This is a genomic window from Acidovorax sp. MR-S7, from assembly GCF_000400995.2.
Lineage (GTDB): Bacteria > Pseudomonadota > Gammaproteobacteria > Burkholderiales > Burkholderiaceae_C > MR-S7.
This window is the reverse complement of sequence record NZ_DF238893.1, coordinates 109,203-133,924: the sequence shown is the minus strand read 5'-3', so window position 1 is coordinate 133,924 and position 24,722 is coordinate 109,203. Positions and strand designations below refer to the sequence as shown.

The following is a 24,722-nucleotide window of genomic DNA, read 5'->3' as shown; positions in this document are numbered from 1 at the left end:
GTTTGCCACGCATCTGCTGCAATCGGGCTATGACATCCGCACGGTGCAGGAATTGCTGGGCCATGCCGATGTGAATACGACCATGATCTACACCCATGTGCTCAACAAGGGCGGGCGGGGCATCTTGAGCCCGCTGGATGCGCTGTGACGGGCGGGATGGTGCAAGGGGGCGCAATGGCGGTCAGTGTGTCGACTGGTTCAAGTTCGGCACCGGGACGTCCAGCCGCGCACCGTGGCCTCCAGGTTTGATGAGGCGGGTCTGCCGTTGGTGGCCGTGAACATCGTCGAATGCTGAGCACAATGCGGCCCATGCCTTCTGCCCCTTCCTTTCCCGCCCAGCCGCGCGCCGCCATCCAGGACCTGGGCGGCTCGCTCATCCGCGAAGTCGCCAACACCGGCATGGGCTGCGCGGACGTGCTGGCGTTCTGGTTCGGCGAGTCCGACCAGCCCACGCCGCAGTTCATCCGCGACGCCGCGGCCCGCTCGCTGGACGCGGGCGAGACCTTCTATTCCCAGAACCTGGGCCGTCCCTATCTGCGCGAGGCCATCGCGCAGTACCTCGCGCGCCTGCATGGGCGCGAAGTGGGGGTGCCGCGCATCGGTGCCGTCGCCTCGGGCGACGCGGGGCTGATGCTGGCCAACCAGATGCTGCTGTCGCCCGGCGACCGCGTGGTGGCCATCACGCCGCTGTGGCCCAACCTGCTGGAGATGCCGCGCATCCTGGGCGCGCAGGTCGTGCGCGTGCCGCTCGCCGTGTGCGAGGGGCGCTGGGCGCTTCAGCTCGACCGGCTCATGGACGCGCTCACGCCCGGCACGCGCATGCTCGTCCTGAACTCGCCCAACAACCCCACGGGCTGGACCATTGACGAGGAGGGCATGGCCGCCGTGCTGGCGCGCTGCCGCCAGCACGGCATCTGGATCCTGTGCGACGACGTGTACGAGCGCCTGGTGTACGACCCGGCGCTGGCGAGCGCCCCGTCCTTCCTGCGCTACTGCGAGCGCGGCGACCGCATCGTCTCGGTCAACAGCTGCTCCAAGGCCTGGCGGATGACCGGCTGGCGCGTGGGCTGGATGGTGGTGCCCGAGACGCTGGAGGCCGACCTGGGCAAGGTCATCGAATACAACTTCTCCTGCATCTTCGAGCCCATCCAGCGCGCGGCCGCCGTGGCGCTGGCGCAGGGCGAGGCGCACGTGGCGCAACTGCGCGCGGGCCTGGTGGACAGCCGCCGGCTGCTGGTCGATGCGCTGCGCGCCGTGCCCGGCGTGGAGGTGCCCGACGCGGGCGGCGCCATGTACGTGTTCTTCCGCCTGCAGGGCTATGACGATTCGCTGGATCTGGCCAAGCGCCTGGTGAGCGAGGTGGGCCTGGGCCTGGCCCCCGGTTCGGCCTTCGGCCCCGAGGGCAACGGCTGGCTGCGCTGGTGCCACGCGGTGGCGGACGGCGCCAAGCTGCTGGACGGCGTGGAGCGGCTGGCGCGCTTCGTGCGCCGGTAGGAGGGCTTTTTCAGCCTGGCGCGTGGTGCGCCTGCACCGCCGCCATCAGGGCCTGTACGTGCGCGGGCAGGCCGTCCAGCGAGCGCACCAGCATGTAGCGCGGCCGCACGGCCCAGGCGTCCAGCAGGCGGATCTGGTGCACGTGCGCGCTGTCGGCGTAGCGCTGCGCGCCGCTCTCCGGCACCACCGCGATGCCCACGCCCGCCGCCACCATGCGGCACATGGCGTCGAAGCTCGCGAGCTGGATGCGCAGCTTAAGCGTGGCACCCAGCTGCTGGGCCACGCCGTCCAGGAAGGCCTGCAGCGTGCTGCTGCGGTGCATGCCCACGAAGCGCTCGTGCAGCACCTGGGCGAAGGGCAGCTCCCGCAGCGCGCGCCAGGCCGGCGTGGGCGGCGTGACGAGCGTCAGCCGGTCGGTGCTGAAGTGCACGCTGGCGAGGCCGTGCGTGTCCACCTCGCCCGCGATGATGCCCAGGTCGGCCCGGCCCTCGCGGATGTCGTCGGCGATGCGCGCGTTGGGGCGCTCCTGCAGGTCCACGCTGATGTGCGGGTGCGCGATCAGGTAGGCCGACAGGATGTCGGGCAGGAAGTCCGTCACCGCCGTGGTGTTGGCGAACACGCGCAGGTGGCCGCGCAGGCCGGCGCCGTATTCCTGCAGGTCGGCCTGGAGCTGGCGTGACTGCTGCAGCATGGCCTGGGCGTGGTGCAGGAAGGCCTCGCCCGGGGGCGACAGGCGCACCCCCCGAGCCTCTCGTATCAGCAAAGGCATGCCCGCCTGCTCCTCCAGCGCCTTGGCGCGCGCGCTGGTGGCCGCCAGGGACAGGTGCGATTGCTCCGCAGCCCTTGTCAGGCTTCCGGTTTGCGCTATCAAAACGAAGAGCCGCAGGTCCTTCAGATCGAATTGCATGGAGGTTCAGGGTTTCTACTGAGAAGAACAAGCCTTTTGAAAAACCGAAGGCTGGCTTGCAAACTCCGTGATTGTAGAAAGCCCGCCCGCCTCGGAAGATGGCGCCCCATCTTCAGGAGACACACCATGCGCAGCCCCCGCCTTCCCGCCCTTTCCCGCCGTGCCCTGTGTGCCTTGGCCTGGGGCCTGGCGGCCCTGCCGGGCGCGTGGGCGCAGGCCGCCTACCCCAGCCGCCCCATCGTGATGATCGTCCCCCAGGCCGCGGGCGGCACCAACGACATCGTGGGCCGCGTGGTGAGCCAGAAGCTGGCCGAGAAGCTCGGCGGCAGCGCCGTGGTGGAGAACCGCCCGGGCGCCGGCGGCAACATCGGCACGCAGGCCGTGGCCAAGGCGCCCAAGGACGGCTACACGCTGCTCATGACCATCAGCAGCAGCCAGGCCATCAACCCGGCCCTCTACAAGGCGCCGGGGTTCGACCCGGTGGCCGATTTCCAGCCCGTGGCGCTGATCGGCGCCGTGCCCAACGTGCTGCTGGCCCACCCCGCGTTCCCTGCCAAGACGGTGCCCGAGCTGCTCGCCATGGCCAAGGCCCAGCCGGGCCAGCTGCAGTACGCCTCGGCCGGCAACGGCACGCTGAATCACCTGCTGGGCGAGATGCTGAACCAGATGGCCGGCATCGAGCTGCAGCACGTGCCCTACAAGGGCGTGGCGCCCGCGCTCAACGACGTGCTGGGCGGGCAGCTGCCGCTGCTGTTCGGCAGCCTGCCGTCCACGCTGTCGCACATCAAGTCGGGCAAGCTGCGCGCGCTGGCCGTGAGCAGCGCGCAGCGCTCGCCGGTGCTGCCGGACGTGCCGGCCCTGGGCGAATTCGTGCCGGGCTACAACGGCACGCTGTGGATCGGCCTGTTCGCGCCCGCGGGCGTGCCCAAGGACGTGCAGGACCGCCTGCAGGAGGGCATGCGCCAGGCCATGGCCGACAAGGAGATGCGCGACAAGCTGGAGGCCCAGGGCGTGGAGCTGGCCGGCACGGCCGACAAGCCCGTCATGGGCGCCGAGTTCGCCGCTACCCTCAAGCAGGACATCGCCAAGTGGGCGCGCATTGTGAAGACCTCCGGCGCAACGATCAATTGAGGAGCTGGCCCGTGACTGCCACCATCGACGCCGCCGCACTGGCCCACCTGCAAAGCTGGCAGGGCAAAAGCGAAGCCACCCCGGACACCGCCACCGCCGCGCCCGTGCGCGCCCTGTCGGCCACGCTGGACCGGGACGACCCAGCGCCCGTGCCCGGCACGCCCGTGCCGCCGCTGTGGCACTGGCTGTACTTCCTGCCGCACGCGCGCCAGAGCGAGATCGGGCCCGACGGGCATCCCAAACGCGGCGGCTTCCTGCCGCCCGTGCCGCTGCCGCGCCGCATGTGGGCCGGCGGGCGGCTGCGCTGGGAAACCGGCAACCCGCTGCAGGTGGGGCAGGCGCTGGAGCGCCTGTCCACCATCCGCTCCGTCACGCACAAGGCGGGCCGCTCGGGCGAACTGCTGTTCGTGCTGGTGGAGCACCGCTTTTCCAATGCAAACGGCCTGTCGCTGACCGAGGAGCACGACATCGTGTACCGCGCCGCCGCGCAGCCGGGCGACCCGGCCCCGCAGCCCCAGCAGCCGCCTGCGCAGGCGGCGTGGTCGCGCACCGTCGTGCCGGACGACGTGCTGCTGTTCCGCTACTCCGCGCTCACCTTCAACGGCCACCGCATCCACTACGACCGCCAGTACGTCACGCAGGTGGAGGGCTACCCCGGCCTGATCGTGCACGGCCCGCTGATCGCCACGCTGCTCGTCGACCTGCTGCGCCGCAGCCTGCCCGGCGCGCAGGTGGCGGCGTTCGATTTCAAGGCCGTGCGGCCCACGTTCGACCTGCACCCGTTCAGCGTGCACGGCAAGCCGCGCGAGGATGGCAGGACCATCGACCTGTGGGCCCAGGACCACGAAGGCTTCCTCACCATGCAGGCCACGGCCACGCTGGCCTGAGGACTCCCAAAACCATAGCTGCTCGCGCTTGCTGGGCAAGCGCCAGGGGTCAAAAAGGCTTGAAATGATCGAACACACCAGTTCCAACAACCACCACGAGATCCGCGACGCTATCCGTGCGCTGTGCGCGGAATTCCCAGACGAGTATTTCCGCACGGTCGACGAGCAGCGGGCCTATCCCGAGGCCTTCGTCAACGCGCTCACGCAGGCCGGCTGGCTGGCCGCGCTGATCCCGCAGGAATACGGCGGCTCGGGCCTGGGCCTGACCGAGGCCAGCGTCATCATGGAGGAGATCAACCGCTGCGGCGGCAACTCCGGTGCCTGCCACGGCCAGATGTACAACATGGGCACGCTGCTGCGCCATGGCAGCGCGGCGCAGAAGGAAAAGTACCTGCCCAAGATCGCTTCGGGCGAATGGCGCCTGCAATCCATGGGCGTGACCGAGCCCACCACCGGCACCGACACCACCAAGATCAAGACCAGCGCCGTGAAGAAGGACGGCCGCTACGTGGTCAACGGCCAGAAGGTGTGGATCAGCCGCATCCAGCACAGCGACTTCATGATCCTGCTGGCGCGCACCACGCCGCTGGCCGAGGTGAAGAAGAAGAGCGAGGGCATGTCCATCTTCATGGTGGACCTGCGCGAGGCCGAGAAGAAGGGCATGACCGTGCGGCCCATCCTCAACATGGTCAACCACGAGACCAACGAGCTGTTCTTCGAGGACCTGGAGATCCCCGAGGAGAACCTGATCGGCGAGGAGGGCAAGGGCTTCAAGTACATCCTCGACGGCCTGAACGCCGAGCGCACGCTGATCGCGGCCGAGTGCATCGGCGACGGCTACTGGTTCCTGGACCGCGTGACGAACTACGTGAAGGACCGCCAGGTGTTCGGCCGGCCCATCGGCCAGAACCAGGGCGTGCAGTTCCCCATCGCCGATGCTTTCATCGAGGTGGAGGCCGCCAACCTCATGCGCTGGAAGGCCTGCGAGCTGTTCGACAGGCACGAGCCCATGGGCGCGCAGGCCAACATGGCCAAGTACCTCGCGGCCAAGGCGAGTTGGGAGGCGGCCAACGCCTGCCTGCAGTTCCACGGCGGCTTCGGCTTCGCCTGCGAATACGACGTGGAGCGCAAGTTCCGCGAGACGCGCCTCTACCAGGTGGCGCCGATCTCGACCAACCTCATCTACTCCTACGTGGCCGAGCACCTCCTCGGCTTGCCTCGCTCTTTCTGAGGGAGAAAACATGACCCCCACGCTCGGCACTGACGTGTCCTCGCTGCCCCCCGAGGGGGCGCAGCCCGCCTTGGGGCGGCCCGGCGGCGGGCTGTCCATGACCCGACCCCTCGACGGCATCACCGTCGTCTCGCTCGAACACGCGGTGGCCGCGCCGTTCTGCACGCGCCAGCTGGCCGACCTGGGCGCGCGCGTCATCAAGGTGGAGCGCCCTGGCAGCGGCGACTTCGCGCGCGGCTACGACCAGCGCGTGAAAGGCCAGTCCTCGCACTTCACCTGGATCAACCGCAGCAAGGAAAGCCTGGCGCTGGACGTGAAGCAGCCCCAGGCCAAGGCCGCGCTGCTGCAGCTGCTCAAGACCGCCGACGTGCTGGTGCAGAACCTCGCGCCCGGCGCGGCGGCGCGCATGGGCCTGTCGTACGAAGCCCTCAAAGGCCACAACCCGAAGCTCATCGTCTGCGACATCAGCGGCTACGGCAGCGACGGCCCCTACCGCGACAAGAAGGCCTACGACCTGCTGATCCAGAGCGAGGCGGGCTTCCTCTCGATCACCGGCACGCCCGACACGCCGTCCAAGGGCGGCATCTCGGTCGCCGACATCGCCGCGGGCATGTACGCCTACACCAACATCCTCTCGGCCCTGCTGCTGCGCGGCAAGACGGGCGAAGGCAGCCACATCGACGTGTCCATGCTCGAAGCCATGGGCGAGTGGATGGGCTACCCGATGTACTACGCCTTCGACGGCGCCCCGCCGCCGCCGCGCACCGGCGCATCGCATGCCAGCATCTACCCCTATGGCCCGTTCACCGCCGGCGACGGCGGCACGGTGATGCTGGGCCTGCAGAACGAGCGCGAGTGGAAGGTGTTCTGCGACGCCGTGCTGCAGCGCCCCGAAGTGGCGACCGACGCGCGCTTCGACAGCAATGCCCAGCGCAACCAGCACCGCGCCGAGCTGCAGGCGCTGATCCTGGAGACCTTCGCCGCGCTCACCGCCGCGCAGGTGGTCGAGCGGCTGGACGCGGCCGGCATCGCCAACGCCCGTGTCAACGACATGGCGGGCCTGTGGGCGCACCCGCAGCTGCAGGCGCGCGGCCGCTGGCGTACCGTAGCCACGCCCGCGGGCGAGGTGCCCGCGCTGCTGCCGCCGGGCGTGAACAGCGCGTTCGACTATCGCATGGAGGCGATCCCCGCCGTGGGCCAGCACAACGCGGCCATCCTGGCCGAGCTGGGCTGGACGGCCGAGCAGATCGACGCCCTGCAGGCGCCGAGTGCTATTTAAAAAGTAGCTGTTTGCGCTTGATACATAAGCGCTGGAGGCCAAAATGACCATGAATGTTCCCATCCATCCCCTGGCGCAGTTCGCCGCCACGCTGCAATGGAGCGACGTGCCCGACGCCGTGCAGCGCCGCACCGAAGACCTGTGGGTGGACTGGTTCGGCTCCGTGCTCGCGGGCTGCCAGGCGCGGCCCGTGGCCAGCATCGCGCGCTTCGCGCTGTCGCAGGGCCCGGCCCAAGGCCCCAGCGAGGTGATCGGCCTGGGCGCCAGCACCTCGCCGATGATGGCGGCCCTCGCCAACGCCGCCGCCAGCCACGTGGCCGAGCAGGACGACGTGCACAACGGCTCCGTGTTCCACCCCGCGGCCGTGGTCTTCCCGCCCGCGCTGGCGGTGGCGCAGAGTATTCAAGCCAGCGGCGCGCAGCTCATGGCCGCCTGCGTGGCGGGCTACGAGGTCGGCATCCGCGTGGGCGAATTCCTGGGCCGCAGCCACTACAAGGTCTTCCACACCACGGCCACGGCCGGCACCCTGGCGGCAGCCGCCGCCGTGGGGCGCCTGCTGGAGCTGACGCCCGCGCAGATGCAGCACGCCTTCGGCTCGGCCGGCACGCAGTCGGCGGGGCTGTGGGAGTTCCTGCGCACCGCCGCCGACAGCAAACAGCTGCACACGGCCCATGCCGCTGCCGCCGGCCTGATGGCCGCCTATCTGGCCCAGGACGGTTTCACCGGCGCGCAGGACATCTTCACCGGGCCGCAGGGCATGGCCGCGGGCATGTCCACCGATGCCGATCCCACCAAGCTCACCGACGGCCTGGGCACGCGCTGGGCCACGGCCGAGACCAGCTTCAAGTGGCACGCCTCGTGCCGCCACACGCACCCCGCGGCCGATGCGCTGCTGCAGGTCCTGCAGCGGGAGCGGCTGTCCCTCGGCGACATCGCGCAGGTCACCTGCCACGTGCACCAGGGCGCCATCGACGTGCTGGGCCCCGTGGTCTCGCCTGCCACGGTGCACCAGTCCAAGTTCTCCATGGGCACGGTGCTGGCACTGGCCGCGCGCCACGGCCATGCGGGTTTGACCGAGTTCGACCGCGAGTACCTCGCGCCCGACACTGTGGCCCTGCGCGACCGGGTGGCCATGGAGCTGGACGCCGAGGTGGACGGCGCCTACCCCCGCCGCTGGATCGGCAAGGTGACGGTGCAGACCACCGACGGCCGCCTGCTCCACGGCCGCGTCGACGAGCCCAAGGGCGACCCCGGCAACACCTTGTCGCGCGAGGAAATCACCGCCAAGGCGCTGCGTCTGGCCGCCTACGGCGCCGCCGTGCCCGCGCACCAGGCCGAGGCCGCCGTGCAGCGGCTGTGGCAGGTCGCGCAGTGGGGCCGCGTGGAGCGGCTGGTGGCGCAGCCATGAATCCGGACGCCGGCACGCTGGGGATGTGCCGGCGCACCTCTCAACCCCCCGAACAACAGGAGACACTATGACGCACAACACCGCCCTGATCCGCCGCCGCGTGGCGGGAGCCATCGCATCCGCCTGCGCCCTGCTGGCCATGGGCATGGCCCAGGCGGCCACCTGGCCCGAGAAGACCGTCACCCTCGTCGTGCCCTACAGCGCCGGCGGCCCCACCGACGTGGTGGCGCGCCTGCTGGCCGTGCCCATGGGCCAGTCGCTGGGCCAGACCGTGGTGGTGGAAAACACCGTGGGCGCGGGCGGCACCATCGCGCCCAACCGCGTGGCCAAGTCCAAGAACGACGGCTACACCATCCTGATCCACCACATGGGCATGGCCACCGCGCCCGCGCTCTACAAGAAGCTGCCCTACGACCCTTTGAGAGACTTCGAGTACATCGGCCAGGTGCTCGACGTGCCCATGACCCTGCTCTCGCGCAAGGACTTCCCGGCCAACACCTTCCCCGAGCTGCTCGACTACGTGCGCAAGAACCAGGACAAGGTGTCGCTGGCCAACGCGGGCATCGGCGCGGTGTCGCAGCTGTGCGGCATGCTGTTCATGCACCAGGTCGGCGTGAAGCTGACCACCGTGCCCTACAAGGGCGCCGGCCCTGCCATGAACGACCTCATGGGCGGCCAGGTGGACCTGCTGTGCGACCAGACCACGCAGACCGTGCCCGTCATCCAGGACGGCAAGCGCGCCAAGGTGTTCGGAGTGACCACGCCCCAGCGCCTGTCGTCGCTGCCCGACATCCCCACGCTCGACGAGCAGGGCCTCAAGGGCTTTGACGTGAAGGTGTGGCACGGCATGTACGCACCCAAGGGCACGCCCAAGGAAGTCATCGACAAGCTGAACAAGGCGCTCAACGTGGCGATCAAGGACGACAACGTCAAGAAGCGCATCGCCGAGCTGAGCTCCGACCTCGCCACGCCCGAGAAGGCCACGCCCGAAGGCCTGCGCAAGCACCTGGAGGCCGAGGTGGCGCGCTGGGACAAGGTGATCAAGGCGGCCGGCGTCTCGGCCGAGTAAGGCCCATGGCCGACCTGCTGCAGCACGCCTGCACCTTCCTCTTCGTGCCCGCCACCCAGCCCGCGCGGCTGGGCAAGGCCCTGGCCAGCGGGGCCGACATGGTCATCGCCGACTGGGAGGATGCCGTGGCCCCGGGCGACAAGGATGCCGCCCGCGCCGCGCTGGAGCAGGCAGTGCAGGCGCTGCCGCCTGCCGACCGCGCGCGCCTGCTGGTGCGCATCAACGCCCAGGGCAGCGCGTGGTTCGGCGCCGACCTGCAGGCGCTGGCGCGGCTGGCGGCGGCCGGCGTGGCGGGCGCCATGGTGCCCAAGGCCGAAGGGGCCGGCGTGCTGCGGCAGGCGGCCGATGCCGCGGGCGGCGGCTGCGCGCTGGTGCCGCTCATCGAAAGCGTGGCTGGCATCGACGCGCTGGACGCCATCGCCGCCGCGCCGCAGGTGGCGCGCCTGGCGTTCGGCCACCTCGACTTCCAGGTGGACGCGGGCATGCAGTGCGCGCAGGATGAGGGCGAGCTGCTGCCCACGCGCATGGCCCTGGTCATGGCCTCGCGCCGCGCGGGGCTGGCGCAGCCGGTGGACGGCGTGACCGTCGACACGCGCGATGCGGCCCGCACCGAGGCCGACACGCGCCGCGCCCAGCGCATGGGCTTCGGCGCCAAGCTGTGCATCCACCCGGCCCAGGTGCCGCTGGTCAACGGCGTGTTCGCCCCGTCGGCCGAGGCCGTGGCGCACGCGCAGGCCGTCGTGCAGGCCATGCAGGCCGCGCAGGGCGGCGTGTGCGTGGTGGGCGGCAAGATGGTCGATGCGCCCGTGCTGCGCTTGGCCGAGCGCACGCTGGCGCGCCATGCCTGGGCGTGCCAGCGAACTTCCAAAATCATAGCTGCCAGCGCTTGATGGGCGGGCGCTTGAGCCCGTTTTCGCCTTAAATGAGAAAGCCGGCCCGCTCCTGCGGGTCCAACTGCCCGAGCAGCCCCGTCTCCCACGCCAGGTACTGCCGCGCGGCCTCCTTGTTGCCGTCGTGGCGGTCGTGCACGAAGAACAGGTAGTCGATGCACTGCGCATCGCCGGGGCTGTGCGGCGTGGCCTCCGCGGGCAGGCCCGCCTCCAGCCACGCCGCCATGCCGCACGCGAGCAGCAGCGGCGTGCGCGGCAGCTCCAGCGCGCTCCAGGCGGCGAGCCGGGCATCGTCGGCCACCAGCACCACGTCGCGCGTGTCCCCGCCCAGGTCGTGCGCGAGGCGCGGGCGGATCGACCAGCGCGCGCCGGGAATGTGCCCGGCGCGGTACTGCATGCCCGCGCGGAGGTCCACCACGGCCACGTCGCTGCGCCGCGCCAGCGCGGCCGGGGTGACCGTGGGCAGCGCGGGCGCGGCGGGCGCCTGCGCAACGTCCAGCGCCAGGCCGCTGTGCAGGCCGCCCCGCAGCACGCAGGCATCGTGTCCCATCTGGCGCAGCCAGCTGGCCGCCACGGGCGCGCGCACTCCATCGGCAGGGCCGTCGCCGTCGAACAGCACCAGCCGCGCGCCGCGCACGCCCACGTACTGGTCCAGCGCCTGGACCAGCTGCCCGCCCGGCGTGTGCTGTGCGCCGGGCAGCGTGCCGGCAGCGAACTCCTCGGGCGTGCGCACGTCGCAGAGGAACAGCGTGCGCGTGGGCGTGTCGGCCCAGCGCCGCACGGTGGAGGCATCCACCTCGGGCACGCCCATGCGCCGGGCCAGGGCCTGGGCCTGCGGGCGCAGGGCGGGGCTGCCGGAACCGTCGGCATAGCGGCGCGTGCCGCCGTGCGCCAAAGGCAGGTCGGCCAGGAACCAGCCCTGCGTGCCGTTATCCAGCGCATACACGGGGTTGGGCAGGCCCAGGTGGATGAGCGTCTGCGCGCCGATCAGGGAGCGCGTGCGGCCCGCGCAGTTGACGACGATGGGTGTCGTTTCGTCGGGAACGAGGCTGCGCACGCGCCAGGCCAGCTCGCCGTTGGGGCAGCAGAGGGCGCCGGGAATGTTCATCTTGCCGAACTCCGCCACCGGCCGCCCGTCCAGCACCGCCACCGGCGCGCCGGCCGCCTGCAGGGCCGCGAGCGCGCGGGCCGTGATGCGCGGCGTGTGGCAGGCATGCTCCACCAGTTCGCCGAAGGTCTTGGACGGCAGGTTCACGCCCGCGAACAGCGTGTAGCCCGCGTCGCGCCATGCGGGCGTGCCGCCCTGCAGCACGGCTACCTGCGTGTAGCCCAGTGCCCGCAGACGCGCCGCCGCGCGCTCGGCCACGCCGTCGCCGCCGTCGCAGACCACCGTGCGCACGGAGGGGCGCGGCACGAGGCGCGCCACGTCCAGCTCCAGCCGGCTGTAGGGCAGCGGCGTGGCGTAGAACAGGTGCGATTCGCCGTACTGGCCGTGCTCGCGCACGTCGAGCAGGGCGATCTCCTGGCCGTCATGCAGCCAGTGCTTGAGCATGCGGGCGTCGATGAACGAGGACATGTTGATTTCCCAGGGGATTGGGCGATACCCGCGCCGTTTGAAACTGGCGCGCGCCATGCCAGCGGACGCCGCGCAAGGGCCGCCCCGCCGCGCTGGCGTCGTCCCCCTTCCCGAAGCGCGCAGCGCGTAGAGAGAAGGGGGAAGCGGCGCAGCCGCTCAGGGGGTTGATCTCCGAGTCTGCACGCCGATGTCCTTGACGCTGCACGTGCCCGCCTCCAGGTCGTAGCTGGTGCGGTCGGTCAGCGTCTCCAGCGCGCGGCCGTACATGTGCAGGTGGCGGATCACCTGCTCGCCGTGGATCTTCACGGCGTGGATGTCGTCGGGCATCAGCGCGATGCCCCGGCCCGGCGCGACCTCGACCACGGCCGTTTCCGCCAGCGTGGCCCTGCCGGGCACGCTGCCGTCGTCGGTGCGTTCGTAGACGTGGTTGTGCTCCGTGCCCTCGACGGCGGCGATGCAGGCCCAGGTGGTGTGGTTGTGCGGAACGATCTTCTTGCCGGGGCGCATCACGTTGAGGTAGAGCGCGTAGGTCTGGTCCGCATCCTCGGCGATGAGGTAGCGCGCCTGGTGCTCGCCGTCCTCCGGTGCGGGGAAGTCGCCCTGCTGCCACAGCGCGCGCCGCGCGGCCAGGCCGAGCAGCTGCTGCAGCACGGCGTCGAGGCTGGTCCGTGTGGCGGGGCCGGGGCCGACGGCGGCCTTCATGGCGGCGATGGCCGTGGCGACGGCCTGCTGGCGTTCGGGGGCGGTGTCCATGGTGTTCTCCTGGGGTTGCAGCACTCTAGCCGCGCGGCCGGCGGGCGGACAATCCCCCGCAGCGCGAAGAACACTTCAAGAAAATTCAACTATGGACACGCTCGATCTCGAATTGCTGCGCACGCTGGCCGCAATCGACGCCCAGGGCAGCTTCGCCGCCGCGGCCGTGCACCTGGGGCGCACGCAGTCGGCCATCACCCACCAGATGCAGCGGCTGGAGGCGCAGATCGGCCACGCGCTCTTCGAGAAGCAGGGCCGGGGCAAGCGCCTCACGGCCCACGGCACGCGGCTGCTGGGCTACGCGCGGCAGATGCTGGCGATCCACGACGAGGCGCTGCGCCACCTGCGCCACCGGCCGGTGGCGGGCATGGTGCGCATCGGCGCCCCGCACGACGTGGCCGACACGTTGCTGCCGCAGGTGCTGCGCGACATCGCGGCGCGCTTTCCCGGCATGCGCATCGACGTGCACGTGGGGCGCAGCCCCTTCCTCATGGAGTCGCTCAGGAACGCCGAGCTGGACATGGCGATCTCCAACCGCGAAGACCCGCAGTGCGAGGGCTTCGCGCTGCGCGCCAGCCCCACGGTGTGGCTCTGCGGCGCGGGCTACGTGCACGATGCCGCGCGCCCCGTGCCGCTCATCGTGGCCGACGGGCCGAGCGTGTTCCGCCGCCTGGCCTGCGAGGCGCTGGATGCCGCCGGCATCGCCTGGACGCCACGCCACCTGTGCACCAGCCTCGCGGGCATCCGCGCCGCGCTGCGCGCGGGCCTGGGCGTGACGGCGCGCGGCGTGGAGCAGCTCGACGCGGGCCTGCGCGTGCTGGGCGCGGGCGACGGCATGCCGCCGCTGCCCGACCTGGCCTACCGCCTGTGCGTGCGCCGGGGCGTGGCCAGCCGCAGTACGCGGCAGGTGTTCGAGAGCCTGCGCGCGCGGGGCGGGTGATTCATGGAAAGAAACGGCTCCAGCGCTTGTACAGCAAGCGCAAGCAGCTATGTTTTTTGATGCTGGCGCGCGCGCTCGATGAGCTTGAAGGTGCCCGTGGCCAGAGCCACCAGCGTGCCGTCTTCGGCGCGCACCTCGCCGCGCGCGAAGCTGACGGAGCGCCCGCGCCGCTCGCAGTGCCCGGTGGCGACCAGGTCGCCCTTGCCGGCCGCGACGAAGTGCAGCGTCAGGTCGATCGTGGCCACGCCGAAGGTGGCCGGATCGTGCGCACGCGCGGCCGAGGCGAGCGCGCAGTCCAGCAGCGTGGCGATGGCGCCGCCGTGCGCCTCGCCCCGGCTGTTGGCCAGGTCGGGCTGGAAGCCCATGCGGATGCGCGCCGTGTCGCCGCCGATGTGCTCGCCGCGCAGCGCCATGGCGGCGGCCATCGGCATGGGCAGGCCGAACAGCACGCCGGGGGCTTCATCCGCGAAAGAGGAAGGGGTGGTCTGTGTACTCATGGAGCGGGCATGGTAGCGGGCCTGCGCCGCAGGCCCGCCTTGCGGCTCCGGCTCAGTTCGCCTGCGCGCCCGAGATCTTGACCACCTTGGCCCACTTCTCGTTCTCGGCCTTCACGTAGGCCAGGAACTCGTCGGGCTGCGAGGTGCGGATGGTCACGCCGCGCTCCTCCAGCTTGGCGCGCACCTGCGGCGCGTTCACGCTGGTCACGACCGCCTTGTGCAGGCTGTCCAGGATGGGCTTGGGCAGCCCGGCGGGCGCCATCACGCCCACCCAGGCGTCCACCACCATCTCGGGCAGGCCCGATTCCACGGCGGTGGGCACCTGCGGCAGCTGCGTGACGCGCTCGCGCGAGGTGATGGCCAGCGGGCGCAGCTTGCCGGCCTGCACCAGGCCCAGTGCCGAGGGCAGGTTGTCGAACATCACGTCGATCTGCCCGCCGACGAGGTCGGTCAGCGCCGGGCCGCTGCCCTTGTAGGGCACATGCACGAGGTCCACGCCGGTGAGGATCTTGAAGTATTCGCCCGTGAGGTGCGGCGAGGTGCCCGAACCGGGCGAGCCGAAGTTCATGGCCCTGCCGGCCTTCTTCGCGTAGCTGATCCATTCGCCCAGGGTCTTGACCGGCGTGGCGGGGTTCACCAGCACCAGGTTGGTGTAGTAGCCGATCTGACTCACCATGGTGAAGTCCTTGATGTGGTCGAACGGCAGGTTCTTCTGCAGCACCGGGTTGATGCCGTGCGTGGCCAGCGTGCCCAGGTAGATGGTGTAGCCGTCGGGCGCCGAGCCGGCGACGAACTGCGAGGCGATGTTGCCGCCCGCGCCGGGCTTGTTCTCCACGACGATGGGCTGCTTGAGCTCCTCGGACATCTGCGCTGCCACGATGCGCGTGACCAGGTCCGTGGAGCCCCCCGGCGGGAAGGCCACGATGAACTTGATGGGCTTGTTCGGGTAACTTTGCGCCAGCGCGGGGCTGCCCGCCAGCAGGCCGGTGGCGGCCATGGCGGCCAGGGCCGCCCGTACCAATGTGCGCTTGTTCATGCTGTCATCTCCTTGAGTGGTTGTAGGGATCGGCTCAGCTATGGCCGAAGGTGCGTATGAATTCGTCCCTGAGCTGGCGCTTTTGCACCTTGCCCAGGGAATTGCGGGGCAGTTGCTCCACGATGTGGATGGCCTTGGGCGTGCGCACCGCGCCGAGCGCGGCGCGCACGTGCTCGCGCAGCGCCTCGGCCGTGGCCTGGCGGCCCTGCTTGAGCTCCACCGCAGCTTCCACGCGCTCGCCCCAGTGGGTGTCGGGGATGCCGAAGACCACGCTCTCGGCCACGTCGCCGTGCTGCGCGAGGGCGTCCTCCACGTCCGAGGGGTAGACGTTGAAGCCGCCCGTGATGACCACGTCCTTGGAGCGGCCCTTGATGAACAGGTAGCCCCGCTCGTCCAGGTAGCCCACGTCGCCGGTGCGCAGCCAGCCGGCGGCCATGACGGCCGCGGTCTCGGCCGGCATGTCGAGGTAGCCGGTCATCAGCAGGTCGCCCCGGGCGACGATCTCGCCCATCTCGCGCGGGGCGCAGAGCTGGCCGCCCTGGCCCATGACGGCCAGGCGCGTGAGCGGGCCGGCGCAGCCCGCGCTGCCCAGGTTGGCGTCCACGGCGCTGGCCTGGCCGGGCATGCCGGCGATGATGACGGGCGCCTCGGTCAGGCCGTAGGTCACGCCCACCACGGGGCCCAGCAGGGCGCGCGCCTGGTGGAGGCGCTCCAGCGCGGCGCCGGCGCCGCCGTAGAGCAGGTTGCGCAGGCGGGGCAGGGCGCGGGGCTGCTGCGCCTGCTGGTCCAGCAGCTGGTAGAGCAGCGTGGGCGGCACCCAGGCGCAGGTGGCCTCGTGCGCGGCCAGGGCGTCCAGCAGCGCGTCCGCCTTGGCCCCGTCCATGATGAGGAGGCAGCCGCCCGCCGCCAGCACGGGCACGACGAAGGTGCCGGCGCCGTGCGTCATGGGCGGGCTGATCAGGAAGCGGTCGGCCTCCGTCAGGCCGTAGACCTGCATCAGCGACGCGACCATGGTGTTCAGGCAGCGCACCGACTGCAGCACGGCCTTAGGGCGGCCGGAGGAGCCGCCGGTGAACTTCATGGCGAGGGTGTCCTCGCCCACGGCTTCCTCGATGGCGGGGGCCTCGTCCAGGGCCAGCGGCGGGTCGAAGCGCGGCGCGCCGCTGGCCGCGTGGCCGAGGGTGACGATGGGCACGGCCTGCCCGGCGGCCAGCGCGGCGGCGGAGTCGTCGAGCACCACCAGGTCGGGCTGCGCCACCGCGATCTGCTGGCGCAGCTCGGCCTCGGGGTTCTTGGGCGTCAGCGGGATCAGCACGCCCCGGCAGTGGTAGGTCGCCAGGATGCTCACCAGCATCGCGGTGCTGTTGCGGCTGGCCAGCACCACGCGGGGCCGGCGCTGGCCCGAGAGCCGCTGGAAGAGGGCGGCGGCGGCATGCACCTGCTGTGCCAGCGCGGCGTAGTCCACGCGGTGCAGGACGCGCCCGTCCGCCGCCACCTCGATGGCGGCATCGGCGCCGGGGCGGCTGCGCACGGCGGCCCAGAAGAAATCGATGGGTGTCATGGCTGGATGCGGTCGAGGACGGTGACGACGGCGGCGGCGTCTTCCACGCGCAGGAAGCCGCCGCCGTTCTCGGCCACGGCGATGCGCGCGCCCTGCACCTGGCGCGGCCCGGCCTCGCCGCGCAGCTGCGTGACCAGCTCGTGCAGCTGGATGATCCCGGTGGCCGCGATGGGGTGGCCCTTGGAGACCAGCCCGCCGGAGACGTTCACGGGGCATTCGCCGCCGAGCGTGGTGGCGCCGCTGGCCGTATAGGGGCCGCCCTCGCCGCGCGCGCACAGGCCCAGGTTCTCGATCTGCAGCACCTCGGCGAAGCTCGATGCGTCGTGCACCTCGACCACGTCGATGTCCCCGGCCGCGATGCCCGCGGCGCCATAGGCGCGTGCGGCCGCGAGCGCCACGCAATGCGATTCCAGCGCTTCGGGCGCGCGGTTCACGGTGCTGGACACGCCCATGCCGCGGATGCGCACCGCGCGGGCGCGGCCGATGCGATCCAGCGCCTTCTCGCTGCAGACCACGGCCGCGGCGGCGCCGTCGGAGATGGGCGCGCACATGGCGCGGGTCAGCGGCCAGGCGATCAGCGGCGTGTCCAGCACCTCCTGCACGCTCATGGGCGTGCGGTACTGCGCGAGCGGGTTCAGCGCCGAATGGCCGTGGTTCTTCGCAGCGGCGTGGGCGTAGTGCTCCTGCGTCGTGCCGTACAGCTTCATGTGCATGCGCGCGAGGGCCGCGTACACGTCCATGAAGAAGCTCTGCTGGCGCCAGTCGCCGCCGGCCGCCTGTTGCGGGCCAATGCCGTCGCCGATGCGCTGCAGGCCCTCCCAGGTGCTCTGCATCTCGTGCACGTCGGTGCCGCCGAAGAAGGCTTCCATCATGGCCTGGCGCTTCTCGGGGTAGTACATCTTCTCCACGCCTGCCACGACCACGATGTCGTGCAGCCCGGCCTTGATGGCGGCATAGGCCTGGTACAGCGCCGAGCTGCTGCTGGCGCAGGCGTTCTCCACGTTGAAGATCGGGATGCCGCCCAGGCCCATGGCGGTCAGCGCGCACTGGCCGCGGATGGAGTTCTGCCCTTCCATCTGCCCCTGGCGCACATTGGCGAACCAGGCCGCGCCGATGTCGTCCAGGTCCACGCCCGCGTCGCGCAGGGCGCCCCCGACGGCCTGGCGCGCCAGTTCCTTGACCGATGTGTCCGGGTGCCGGCCCAGCGGGGTCTGCGCGATGCCCGCGATGAAAACGTCCATGCCACTTCCTTGGAGTCGATGGCCTGGAATTCCAATATCTGGACTTATCGCAGGCCGCGTGAAAAAGAATGCGTTGCGGCAAAGCATAGAATTGGCCTCCCGGCGATTCTTGGATTTCCAGATATTGGAAAAATGGCACACGGCACGCAAACCCTGGAACGGGGCATCGAGCTGCTCAAGCTCGTCGCCGCGCACCACCCTTCGGGCGTGCGTCTGACGGACCTCGCCGCGCTCAGCGACCTGGAGCGCCCCACGGTCCACCGCCTGCTGGGCAGCCTGGTGCGCGAGGGGCTGGTGATGCAGCACGAGACGGGCAAGCGCTACGCGCTGGGGCCGTACTGCCAGCAGCTCGCCAAGGCCGCGGGCAACGAGGCGCCGATCCAGGAGACCTACGGCCCGCTGCTGGAAGAGATCGCGCAGGCCACGGGCGATGCCACCTTCCTCGTGGTGCAGAGCGGCTTCGACACCCTGTGCATCGCCCGCGCCATCGGCACCTACATGATCCAGGCGCTGGCCGTGAACGTGGGCCACCGCCAGCCCATCGGCGTGGGCGCGGGCGGCCTGGCGATGCTGGCGGAGATGCCTGCGCGCGACGCGGACGCGCTGATCCGCGCCAACCGCGAGCGGCTGCCCTACTACCGCAACCTCACCATGGCCGCGCTGCGCGGCATGGTGGCGCAGGCGCGCACGGACGGCTACGCGGTGATCGGCAACCACGCCGTGTCCGGCGTGGTGGGCGTGGGCGTGGCGCTGCGCGACCCGCTGGGCAACATCGTCGGCGGCGTGAGCGTGGCCTCGATCAAGTCACGCATGGGCCGCGAGCGGCAGGAACTCGTCGCGCGGCAGATGCGCGAGCTGATCGCGCAACGCTGAGGCTTCAGGGATACAGGCCGCGCATCTCGCGCGCATGCAGGATGCGCTTGCAGGCCACGATGAAGGTGGCCGTGCGCAAGCTCACCTTGTGCTCCTGTGCCACGTGCCACACGCCCGCGAAGGCCTCCTGCATGATGCGCACGAGGCGGGCGTTGATCTCGTCCTCGGTCCAGAAGAAGCTGGAGAAGTCCTGCACCCACTCGAAGTAGCTCACCGTCACGCCGCCGGCGTTGGCGATCACGTCGGGCACCACGAGCACGCCCTTGTCGTGGAGGATGTCGTCGGCCTCGGGCGTGGTGGGGCCGTTGGCGCCCTCGATGACCATCTTGGCCTGGATGCGGCCGGCGTTGTCCTGGGTGATCTGGCCCTCCAGCGCGGCGGGGATCAGGATGTCGCACGCCACGCCCCAAAAATCCGCGTCCGCCATGCGGGTGCCGCCCGCGAAGCCGCCCACGCCGCCGTGCTCCTTCACATGCGCCAGCAGCGCAGGCACGTCCAGCCCCTTGTCGTTGGCCACCGTGCCGGTGTGGTCCTGCACCGCGACGATCTTCGCGCCCGCCTCGGCGAACAGCTTGCCCGCCGTGCCGCCCACGTTGCCGAAGCCCTGCACGGCCACGCGCGCGCCCTCGATGGACAGGCCCGTGAGCCGTGCCGCCTCCACGCCCACGGTGAACACGCCGCGGCCCGTGGCTTCCACGCGGCCCAGCGAGCCGCCCAGGTCCACCGGCTTGCCGGTGACCACGCCGGTGGCGGTGCTGCCCACGTTCATGGAATAGGTGTCCATCATCCAGGCCATGATCTGGCCGTTGGTGTTCACGTCGGGCGCGGGAATGTCCTTGGAGGGGCCGATGATGATGCCGATCTCGCTGGTGTAGCGGCGCGTGAGGCGCTCCAGCTCGCCCTTGGAGAGCTTGCGCGGATCGACGCGGATGCCGCCCTTTGCGCCGCCGTAGGGCACGTTCACCGCCGCGTTCTTGATGCTCATCCAGGCCGACAGGGCCATCACCTCGGACAGCGTCACGTCCTGGTGGAAGCGCACGCCGCCCTTGCCCGGGCCGCGGCTGGTGTTGTGCTGCACGCGGTAGCCCTCGAAGTGGGCGATGGTGCCGTCGTCCATCTCGATGGGCACGTCCACGATCAGCGCGCGCTTGGGGCGCTTGAGCGTTTCCACCCAGCGTGCCAGGCCGCCCAGGTAGGGCGTCACGCGGTCCACCTGCTGCAGGTAGATGCCCCAGGGGCCGAGGTGGTCGGCCTGCAGGTACGAGGGCAGGGCGTGGGTGGGCAGGGAGGTCGGGGTGGTGGATGACATGGGAGGGTCCTTGTGGGAAATCTGTCAGCCGGCCACTGTATGCCTGCCCCCGAGCGCTGTCCAACGCCGCCCTGTTTCGATGGCATGCACGGCGTGCATGGATTCGGCGGACGCCATGCGGGCGGTTTGCTCCTGAAAAAAGAGCTGCTAGCGCTTGCTGGATAAGCGCTGGAGCCGGTTTTGGCTGTTATTGGATGCGGATGCCGTCCAGCGCCGGGTCGCCCGGCGGGTAGCGCAGGTCCAGGCGTTGCAGCACGGCGCGCAGCAGCGTGGCGACCATCAGGTTGCGGTGGGTCTTGGAGTCGGCCGGCACGACGGTCCACGGCGCCCAGGGCGTGTGGGTGGCGGGCAGCAGCTGCTCGTAGGCGCGCTGGTAGTCGTCCCACTGCTTGCGCACGGCGATGTCGCCCTGGTCGAACTTCCAGTGCTTGGCCGGGTCGTCCAGGCGCTCCTGCAGGCGCTGGCGCTGCTCGTCCTTGCTGATGTGCAGCATGAACTTCACGATCACCGTGCCGGTCTCGGACAGCATGCGTTCGAAGTCGTTGATGTGCGCGAAGCGCTGGCGCTGCTGCGCGGGCGTGATCCAGCCGCCCACCACGGGCACCAGCACGTCCTCGTAGTGGCTGCGGTTGAACACCGTCAGCTCGCCCGCGCCGGGCACCTGCTGGTGGATGCGCCACAGGTAGTCGTGCGCGCGCTCCAGCTCCGTGGGCGCCTTCCAGCCCACGGCGTGCACGCCCAGGGCGCTCATGCGGCCGAACACGCCGCGCACCGTGCCGTCCTTGCCGGCCGTATCCATGCCTTGCAGCACCACCAGTAGCTTGAAGCGCTTGTCGGCGTACAGCAGGTTCTGCAGTGCGTCCAGCTCCAGCGCCAGCTCCTCCACGCGGGCCTTGTCCTGCGCCTTGTCGCCGCCGGAGAAGGGCTTGGCGCCGGGGTCGAGGGCCTTCAGGCGGAAGTCCTGGCCCTGCCCGTTCAGCGGGGGCTGCCACGGCTGCCAGCGCTGCGCCAGCGTGCGGTCGGCGATGTCGAAGGGGAAGAGGAGGGAGGAGGGCATGGGGCTATTGTGGCCCGCTCGCGTGTGGCGCCATCAGCGCCACGAAGCGCTGCGCGCCCAGGCCCAGCGGCCGCTCCTTGGACCAGACCACGTCCACCCACAGCTCCACGCCGTTGGTCAGGTTGGCCAGGGGCAGCTCGGCCAGCGTGCCGGCGGCGATGCGCGGCTGCACCAGCGCGCGCGGCTGCCAGCCCCAGCCCAGGCCGGCCTCGATCAGGCCCAGCGCGGCCAGGTGGTTGTCGGTGCGCCAGTGGTGGCGCGCGAAGACGAAGCGCGGGTCGGTCTGCGCCAGGTCGCGCCCGGCCACCACGATCTGGCGCGTGCCGGTCAGGTGCTCCTCGCGCAGCGGCGTGCCGGCGGCCAGCAGCGGGTGGCGTGGGGACATGACGGCTACCAGCGTTTCGCTGCCCACTTCCTGGAAGCCCTCGCGCCCGTCCATGCTGGGCCGCTCGAACACCAGCGCGAGCTGCGCGCGCCCGGCGTGCAGCATGGCCAGCGCGTCGGCCTGCGGCGCGGCCAGCACCTCCACCTGCAGCAGCGGGTGCTCCTGCGCCAGCGTGGCCAGCGGGCCGTGCCAGGGGGCGGCGAGCAGCTCGGGGGCGATGGCCAGCGTCAGCCGCTCCTCCAGCCCCTGGTGCAGCGCCAGCGCCTGCGCGTTGAGCTGCTGCAGCTGCGCTGCCAGCAGCCGCGCCTGGGGCTCCAGCGCGCGCGCCGCCGGGGTGGGGCGGGGTTCGCGGCCGGCGCGGTCGAACAGGGGCAGGTCCAGCTCGGCCTCCAGGTGGGCCATGGCCATGCTGACGGCCGAGGGCACGCGCGAGAGCGCCCGCGCGGCCGCGGAGAAGGAGCCGTGGTCGAGCACGGCCAGGAAGACCTGCGCGCTGTCGGAGGTGAAGGCCATGGCGCAATCTATCAAATAATCTGAAAGAAGATGACTTTTTTCTTCAATTTTCAACGCATACACTGCGCGGCATGAATGCAACAACAACACAGGCCACCGGCCTGCAGGGCGCCAAGCGCCGGGTGGTTTTCGTGGCGCTGTACGAGCTGATCGCCATCGCCGTCTCCAGCCTGCTGTTCATGGCCATCGGCCAGGGCGCGGGCGCTTCCGGCGCGATGGCGGTGGCCGCGTCCGTCATCGCCATCGTCTGGAACGTGAGCTTCAACACGCTGTTCGAGAAGTGGGAGGCGCGCCAGCGTGTCAAGGGCCGCTCCGTGCTGCGCCGGGTGGTGCACGCGGTGGGCTTCGAGGGCGGGCTGGCGCTGGTGCTGATCCCGCTGATGGCGTGGTGGTTCGGCGTGGGCCTGTGGGAGGCCACGCTGATGGAGGCCGGGCTGCTGCTGTTCTTCCTGGTCTACACCTACGTGTTCAACTGGTCGTTCGACCGCGTCTTCGGTCTGCCGGCCTCGGCCCAGGCGGTGGCCGCGGCCTCGTAGGCTCCTGTTTCCATAGCTGCCAGCGCTTGTCTGTCAAGCGCTGGGGCCGCATTCGATGCTTGATCAGCGGGGCACGAGGAACACGGACTTTTCCGACACCTGCGCCGTGCCGTCCACCTCCCGCACCTCGAAGCGCACGGCGTGCGACCCTGCCGGCGCCGCGCCGTAGGGCGCGCGCAGCCGCACCGGCACCCAGCGCGACTCGGCGGGGCCCACATCCACCTCGGGCTCCGAGGCCACCCGCACCTGCGGCAACCCCTGCGCCTCGATGCGGTAGCGCCGGGGTCCCTCGGTGGCGTTCATCACCTGCAGGCGGTAGATGTTCTCGATCTGCCCGCCCTCCACCAGCCGCGCCAGGGCCGCGCGGTCGCGCACCACGTCCACCTTGAGCGGGGTGCGCGTGGCCAGGCTGGCCAGCATGGCGATGCACAGCGCCAGCAGCACCGTGCTGTAGACCAGCACGCGCGGGCGCAGCACGCGGCGCAGCATCTGTGCGCTGCTCCAGGCCTGGCGCATGCCGTTCTGCGTGGCGTAGCGCACCAGGCCGCGGGGGAGATGCACCTTGTCCATGACCGAGTTGCACGCATCCACGCACATGCCGCAGCCGATGCACTCGTACTGCAGCCCGCCGCGGATGTCGATGCCCGTGGGGCAGACCTGCACGCACAGCCCGCAGTCGATGCAGTCGCCCAGGCCCTGCGCCGGCGCCTTCTTGCCGCGCGCGCCGCGCGGCTCGCCGCGGGGGGTGTCGTAGGTGACGATGAGCGTGTCCTTGTCGAACATCGCGCTCTGGAAGCGCGCGTAGGGGCACATGTACTTGCACACCTGCTCGCGCATGTGGCCCGCGAAACCATAGGTGGCGAAGCCGTAGAAGCCCACCCAGAAGATCTGCCACGTGCCCTGCAGGGCCAGCAGCTGCGGCGCGAGCTGGCGGATGGGCACGAAGTAGCCCACGAAGGTGAAGCCGGTCCACAGCGCCACGGCGATCCACGCCGCCTGCTTGAGCGCCTTGCGCCAGAGCTTGTCCAGGCTCCAGGGGCTGCGGTCCAGCCGCATGCGGGCGCTGCGGTCGCCCTCGATGCGGCGCTCGATCCACAGGAAGATCTCGGTGTAGACCGTCTGCGGGCAGGCGAAGCCGCACCACAGGCGCCCGGCCACGGCGGTGAACAGGAACAGCGACAGCGCCGAGATGATGAGCAGGCCCGTGAGATAGATGAAGTCCTGCGGGTAGAGCACCAGCCCGAACAGGTAGAAGCGCCGCGCGCCCAGGTCGAACAGCACCATCTGCCGCCCGCCCCACTGGAACCACGGCAGGCCGTAGAACACGATTTGCGTGAGCCACACCAGCGCCCAGCGCCAGCGCGTGAACAGGCCGCCGATGGCGCGGGGGTAGATCTTCTTCTTGGCCTCGTACAGGTCGATGTAGCCGTCGTGTGCGGCGGGCGTGGAGGTCTGGGGCGTGGGCATGGCGGATCGTTGTTGTTGTGGTGGGGCGTGGCTCAGGCGGCGTCGCCGTCCTCGCCGATGAGCAGGCGCGTGGCGCTCAGGAAGCGGTGCGGCGGCACTTCCAGGTTGGTGGGCGCGGGCTTGTTGCGGTACACGCGGCCGGCGTTGTCGAAGGTGGAGCCGTGGCAGGGGCAGAAGAACCCGCCGGGCCAGCCCGCGCCCAGCAGGGTCGCCTGGGGCGCGCCCTCGGGCACCTGCGTGGGCGAGCAGCCCAGGTGCGTGCAGATGCCGACGGCCACGAACACCTCCGGCCGGGTGGAGCGGTGCGCGTTGCGCGCATAGGGCGGCTGCTGGTCCTTGGCGGAGGCGGGGTCGGCCAACTCGCCGTCGTGCCCCTGCAGCGACTGCAGCATGGCGGGCGTGCGCCGCACCACCCAGACCGGCTTGCCGCGCCACTCTACCGTCAGCATCTCGCCGGGCTGCAGGGCGGCGATGTCCACCTCCACCGCCGCGCCCATGGAGCGCGCCCGCTCGCTGGGCGCCAGGCTGGAGACGAAGGGCACGGCCGCCGCCACGGCGGCGGCGCCGCCCGCTGCGGCGGTGGCGTGGATCAGGGTGCGCCGTTGGGCGTCGGGCGGCAGGGCGGGTGCGGACATGGCGGAACTCCAATGCAAGGCGGGGATAGGCCCTGTTGCACATCAAG

General features: G+C 70.9%; 24 protein-coding genes. 12 read left to right on the top strand and 12 right to left on the bottom strand.

The annotated features are described in order from the left end of the window. Both AVS7_RS01695 and AVS7_RS01690 read left to right on the top strand, forming a co-directional pair. The coding region (locus AVS7_RS01695; RefSeq protein ID WP_020226779.1) for a tyrosine-type recombinase/integrase at positions 1–148 on the top strand (148 nt) is incomplete at its 5' end. 161 nt (positions 149–309) lie between these two features. Continuing rightward, positions 310–1,494, top strand: a complete 1,185-nt coding sequence (locus tag AVS7_RS01690; RefSeq protein ID WP_020226778.1) for a pyridoxal phosphate-dependent aminotransferase — start codon at positions 310–312, stop codon at positions 1,492–1,494. Positions 1,495–1,504: 10 nt separating this feature from the next. On the opposite strand, the gene AVS7_RS01685 is transcribed toward AVS7_RS01690, so the two are convergent. Continuing rightward, positions 1,505–2,401: a LysR family transcriptional regulator gene (locus AVS7_RS01685; RefSeq protein ID WP_020226777.1), complete on the bottom strand. Its 897-nt coding sequence runs from the start codon at positions 2,399–2,401 to the stop codon at positions 1,505–1,507. Positions 2,402–2,527: 126 nt separating this feature from the next. Here AVS7_RS01685 and AVS7_RS01680 point away from each other — a divergent pair, with 126 nt between their 5' ends. The 7 genes from AVS7_RS01680 to AVS7_RS01650 all read left to right on the top strand — a co-directional run bounded on the left by AVS7_RS01680 (position 2,528) and on the right by AVS7_RS01650 (position 10,296). Continuing rightward, positions 2,528–3,532: a tripartite tricarboxylate transporter substrate binding protein gene (locus tag AVS7_RS01680; RefSeq protein WP_020226776.1), complete on the top strand. Its 1,005-nt coding sequence runs from the start codon at positions 2,528–2,530 to the stop codon at positions 3,530–3,532. 11 nt (positions 3,533–3,543) lie between these two features. Beyond that, positions 3,544–4,419 (top strand): MaoC family dehydratase N-terminal domain-containing protein, encoded by an 876-nt coding sequence (locus AVS7_RS01675; RefSeq protein WP_020226775.1) that lies wholly within the window; start codon positions 3,544–3,546, stop codon positions 4,417–4,419. 64 nt (positions 4,420–4,483) lie between these two features. Then, complete coding sequence (locus tag AVS7_RS01670) at positions 4,484–5,650, top strand: acyl-CoA dehydrogenase family protein (protein WP_020226774.1); 1,167 nt, start codon at positions 4,484–4,486, stop codon at positions 5,648–5,650. A 97-nt stretch (positions 5,651–5,747) separates the two neighbouring features. Next, on the top strand, positions 5,748–6,929 hold the full coding sequence (locus AVS7_RS01665; protein ID WP_034689712.1) for a CaiB/BaiF CoA-transferase family protein: 1,182 nt from the start codon (positions 5,748–5,750) through the stop codon (positions 6,927–6,929). Positions 6,930–6,972: 43 nt separating this feature from the next. Further along, positions 6,973–8,337 (top strand): MmgE/PrpD family protein, encoded by a 1,365-nt coding sequence (locus tag AVS7_RS01660; protein WP_020226772.1) that lies wholly within the window; start codon positions 6,973–6,975, stop codon positions 8,335–8,337. Between the two features lie 67 nt (positions 8,338–8,404). Then, a complete protein-coding gene (locus tag AVS7_RS01655; protein ID WP_020226771.1) occupies positions 8,405–9,406 on the top strand; it encodes a tripartite tricarboxylate transporter substrate binding protein BugD in 1,002 nt (333 codons plus the stop codon). 5 nt (positions 9,407–9,411) lie between these two features. Next, positions 9,412–10,296 carry a CoA ester lyase gene (locus tag AVS7_RS01650; protein WP_020226770.1) on the top strand — a complete coding sequence of 295 codons (885 nt, stop codon included), beginning with the start codon at positions 9,412–9,414 and terminating at the stop codon, positions 10,294–10,296. A 28-nt stretch (positions 10,297–10,324) separates the two neighbouring features. Here the strand turns inward: AVS7_RS01650 and AVS7_RS01645 are convergent, their stop codons facing one another. Then, positions 10,325–11,872, bottom strand: coding sequence for a rhodanese-like domain-containing protein (locus AVS7_RS01645; RefSeq protein ID WP_020226769.1), 1,548 nt, complete (start codon positions 11,870–11,872; stop codon positions 10,325–10,327). 156 nt (positions 11,873–12,028) lie between these two features. Beyond that, positions 12,029–12,625 carry a cysteine dioxygenase family protein gene (locus AVS7_RS01640; protein ID WP_020226768.1) on the bottom strand — a complete coding sequence of 199 codons (597 nt, stop codon included), beginning with the start codon at positions 12,623–12,625 and terminating at the stop codon, positions 12,029–12,031. 91 nt (positions 12,626–12,716) lie between these two features. Here AVS7_RS01640 and AVS7_RS01635 point away from each other — a divergent pair, with 91 nt between their 5' ends. Beyond that, on the top strand, positions 12,717–13,565 hold the full coding sequence (locus AVS7_RS01635; protein ID WP_020226767.1) for a LysR substrate-binding domain-containing protein: 849 nt from the start codon (positions 12,717–12,719) through the stop codon (positions 13,563–13,565). Positions 13,566–13,612: 47 nt separating this feature from the next. On the opposite strand, the gene AVS7_RS01630 is transcribed toward AVS7_RS01635, so the two are convergent. From AVS7_RS01630 to AVS7_RS01615, 4 genes are read right to left on the bottom strand one after another with little or no spacing between them, the layout of a single operon-like run. Further along, a complete protein-coding gene (locus tag AVS7_RS01630) occupies positions 13,613–14,062 on the bottom strand; it encodes a PaaI family thioesterase (RefSeq protein WP_024000780.1) in 450 nt (149 codons plus the stop codon). Between the two features lie 52 nt (positions 14,063–14,114). Beyond that, a complete protein-coding gene (locus AVS7_RS01625) occupies positions 14,115–15,098 on the bottom strand; it encodes a tripartite tricarboxylate transporter substrate binding protein (protein ID WP_020226765.1) in 984 nt (327 codons plus the stop codon). Positions 15,099–15,132: 34 nt separating this feature from the next. Then, complete coding sequence (locus AVS7_RS01620) at positions 15,133–16,659, bottom strand: class I adenylate-forming enzyme family protein (protein WP_020226764.1); 1,527 nt, start codon at positions 16,657–16,659, stop codon at positions 15,133–15,135. Then, positions 16,656–17,900: a thiolase family protein gene (locus AVS7_RS01615; protein ID WP_020226763.1), complete on the bottom strand. Its 1,245-nt coding sequence runs from the start codon at positions 17,898–17,900 to the stop codon at positions 16,656–16,658. Before AVS7_RS01615 ends, AVS7_RS01620 begins: the two co-directional genes overlap by 4 nt. A 132-nt stretch (positions 17,901–18,032) precedes the next feature. On the opposite strand from AVS7_RS01615, the gene AVS7_RS01610 reads away from it, so the two are divergent. Then, on the top strand, positions 18,033–18,773 hold the full coding sequence (locus AVS7_RS01610; RefSeq protein ID WP_020226762.1) for an IclR family transcriptional regulator: 741 nt from the start codon (positions 18,033–18,035) through the stop codon (positions 18,771–18,773). Between the two features lie 4 nt (positions 18,774–18,777). Here AVS7_RS01610 and AVS7_RS01605 read toward each other — a convergent pair whose 3' ends face one another. From AVS7_RS01605 to AVS7_RS01595, 3 genes are all read right to left on the bottom strand, one after another. Further along, positions 18,778–20,082 (bottom strand): Glu/Leu/Phe/Val dehydrogenase, encoded by a 1,305-nt coding sequence (locus tag AVS7_RS01605; RefSeq protein ID WP_020226761.1) that lies wholly within the window; start codon positions 20,080–20,082, stop codon positions 18,778–18,780. 187 nt (positions 20,083–20,269) lie between these two features. Further along, entirely contained in the window at positions 20,270–21,139 is an 870-nt protein-coding gene (locus AVS7_RS01600; RefSeq protein ID WP_020226760.1) for a polyphosphate--nucleotide phosphotransferase, read from the bottom strand. A gap of 4 nt (positions 21,140–21,143) precedes the next feature. Next, a complete protein-coding gene (locus AVS7_RS01595) occupies positions 21,144–22,037 on the bottom strand; it encodes a LysR family transcriptional regulator (RefSeq protein ID WP_020226759.1) in 894 nt (297 codons plus the stop codon). A gap of 71 nt (positions 22,038–22,108) precedes the next feature. Between AVS7_RS01595 and AVS7_RS01590 the strand changes: the two genes are divergently transcribed. Continuing rightward, entirely contained in the window at positions 22,109–22,573 is a 465-nt protein-coding gene (locus AVS7_RS01590; protein WP_020226758.1) for a PACE efflux transporter, read from the top strand. 63 nt (positions 22,574–22,636) lie between these two features. Here the strand turns inward: AVS7_RS01590 and ccoG are convergent, their stop codons facing one another. Together ccoG and petA are read right to left on the bottom strand one after the other, a co-directional pair. After that, positions 22,637–24,040, bottom strand: a complete 1,404-nt coding sequence (ccoG, locus tag AVS7_RS01585) for a cytochrome c oxidase accessory protein CcoG (protein ID WP_020226757.1) — start codon at positions 24,038–24,040, stop codon at positions 22,637–22,639. Positions 24,041–24,072: 32 nt separating this feature from the next. Next, the gene (gene petA, locus AVS7_RS01580; RefSeq protein ID WP_020226756.1) at positions 24,073–24,675 is read right to left on the bottom strand and encodes a ubiquinol-cytochrome c reductase iron-sulfur subunit; all 603 of its coding nucleotides are present in this window, start codon (positions 24,673–24,675) and stop codon (positions 24,073–24,075) included. Positions 24,676–24,722 lie beyond the last annotated feature (47 nt).